A 2,542-nucleotide genomic window follows, 5' to 3' on the forward strand; every position below is an offset into this window, starting at 1 on the left:
TGGACGGTCGAAAAACCAATGCCTCCCAGATAGTTGCCGGCTATACTCTGCAGATTATTGACGCATTCCAGAAGGAGTTTGGGGAAGATGCCCCCCTGGGGGCAACCACCATTGAACGTAACTGGTTCAACCCCAACCTTGATTACAAATATTTTACCCTGCCGTCCCTTATTGCCATGCTTTCGGCCCTGGTGGGACTGCTTGTCACCTGCATGTCCGTTGCCAGGGAAAGAGAGCTTGGCACCTTTGAGCAGCTTCTTGTCTCTCCGCTTCACCCCATTGAGATCCTTATTGGAAAGGCCGTGGCCGCCTTGCTTGTCTCCATTGTTGAAGCCACCGGCATCCTGCTGATCTCCGTCTATATCTTCGGCATTCCCTTTGAGGGATCATTGGTTCTGCTCTATGGTGCCATGCTGATTTTTCTACTCTCCATTGTGGGAGCAGGACTTTTTATCAGTTCTCTGTCCATGACCCAGCAGCAGGGCATTTTAGGCGCTTTCGCTTTCATGTCCCTGGCGGTTGTGCTCTCCGGCTTTGCCACGCCCGTGCAGAATATGCCCCAGTGGCTGCAAATTATCTCCCTTGGCAATCCCATGAGGTGGTTTATGACCATTGCCCGGGGAGTCTTTCTTAAGGGGATGCCCTTGGCCGATGTTATATCAAACACCTGGCCCATGGCCATTATCGCCCCTGTAACCCTTAGTTCGGCAACTATTCTTTTCCGTAAACGAATGGAGTAACATCATGAAAAACACAACCGTTTCTGCTTTGCTTATTTTTTTGACAGCATTGTCTATCTCTGCCTGCAAGGCTATCGGCCCAGATTATCAGTCTCCTGTGGTTCCTGTCATGGAGTCGTTTTCAACACAGGATACAATTACTTTTTGCCGGGATGCTGATATGAAGCGATGGTGGGAAAAGCTTGAAGATCCAACGCTTGACAGACTTATTTCCCATGCGATCTCTAAAAACCAGGATGTTCGCATCGCTGTTTTCAGAATTCTTGAGGCGCGTGCAAATAAAGGCCTTGCCACGTCTGAAACCTTACCCTCTTTTGACGCCAATGCGTCTGTCAATGCCCTGCGATCAAGCAAAACGGGGCTTGATACCGCTAATCTGCCGTCTACCATCATGGAAGACTATGATGCAACACAAATTCTTCATGAAGGCGGATTCGATGCCAGCTGGGAGATTGACCTGTTCGGCCGGATCAAACGCAGTATAGAGGCCGCGGATGCCGAAATCGGGGCATCGGAATCCGACCTTGCAGACACCATGGTCGCGTTGCTATGTGATGTGGCAAAAAATTATGTTGAGATTCGTAAGGTTCAGGCCCAAACAGATGTTGTCACTAAGAATCTGGATCTTCAGCAAAAAACGCTGGATCTTATTGAGAAACGGTTTAAATCCGGTATGGATACCCAGTTGAATATTACAACATCTAAAGCCCTGATTGCCGATACAAAGGCCCGGATTCCCCAACTTGCCGCACAACAGAAAACCCTGCGCCACCGTCTTGCCATCCTGTTAGGGGAGGCGCCTGATTTTTTAATTTCGATTTTGGATAATAATCCTCAAATTCCCAGCTTTCCGGAAAAGCTTGTTGTGGGCATTCCTGCCGATCTTTTACGTGTTCGTCCTGATATCCGCACAGCAGAACGCCAACTTGCCGCACAAGTGGCCCGCATCGGCGTTGCCAAAGCGGACTTTTATCCCCGTCTGGGCTTTAACGGCTCCATTGGTCTGTCCATTGTGGATTTAGGTGAGATGACTCTGGATAACAGCTGGACAGGTTCGATTGGCCCCTCATTTTCATGGGCGATTTTCAATGGAGGAGCAGTTCGGGCTCGTGTGGCTGCGGCGGATGCCCGGTCAAAACAGGCCCTGGCGTTATATGAAAAAACCGTTTTTCATGCCTATGAAGAGGTTGAAAACGCCCTGGTTCAGCATAAGGAAGAGCTGCTGCGAAAGGTACATTTGAAAACAGCTGTGGCCGAAAACACGAGGGCCTACGAACTCTCCTTGCGCCTTTATACCTGCGGCCTGGCAGACTATATCCATGTGCTGGATTCAGAACGAAACCTGCTTAACTCAAAGGAGCGTTTCATTGAAAGTCTGGCACTTGTAACGGACAGTGTCATAGAGCTGCATAAAGCATTCGGAGGTGGCCTTGCCGTACGCTGATCATCCGGCCTTGTTAACAGAAAAAACTTTAGGTTTTTTAGAAAAAAGGAAACACAAAGTGTCGTCGGAAAAATGGGTTGAAATCATCAATGTGCGACTGTCCAGCCAGAAAAATTCAGCAATGGTCACAGAAATTAGGCTCATGTTGCGTTTCAGGGTCGTATAATGGTAGAGGGTGAATTCTTTGACCCAATTCACCATAGGAGGCCAACGGATACAGGTAAACATAAAGACTCTGATTGATGATGCACAATGTTACGACACTGTTCGGGAATTGCGCTGGCCGGAAGGATGTCAATGTCCGCATTGTGATTCCAAACGACTAATCAAAAGGGGATTCGAGGAAAAAGAACCTGCC

General features: G+C 48.7%; 3 protein-coding genes. All 3 read left to right on the top strand.

The annotated features are described in order from the left end of the window. Positions 1-740: ABC transporter permease (locus tag AB7U36_RS22335; RefSeq protein ID WP_428161802.1), on the top strand; the 740-nt coding region annotated here is incomplete at its 5' end. Between the two features lie 4 nt (positions 741-744). Beyond that, a complete protein-coding gene (locus AB7U36_RS22340) occupies positions 745-2,184 on the top strand; it encodes an efflux transporter outer membrane subunit (protein WP_428161803.1) in 1,440 nt (479 codons plus the stop codon). A 175-nt stretch (positions 2,185-2,359) separates the two neighbouring features. Further along, on the top strand, positions 2,360-2,542 hold a 183-nt coding region (locus tag AB7U36_RS22345), incomplete at its 3' end, for a transposase (protein ID WP_428161804.1).

Source organism: Desulfobacter sp. (genome assembly GCF_050177295.1).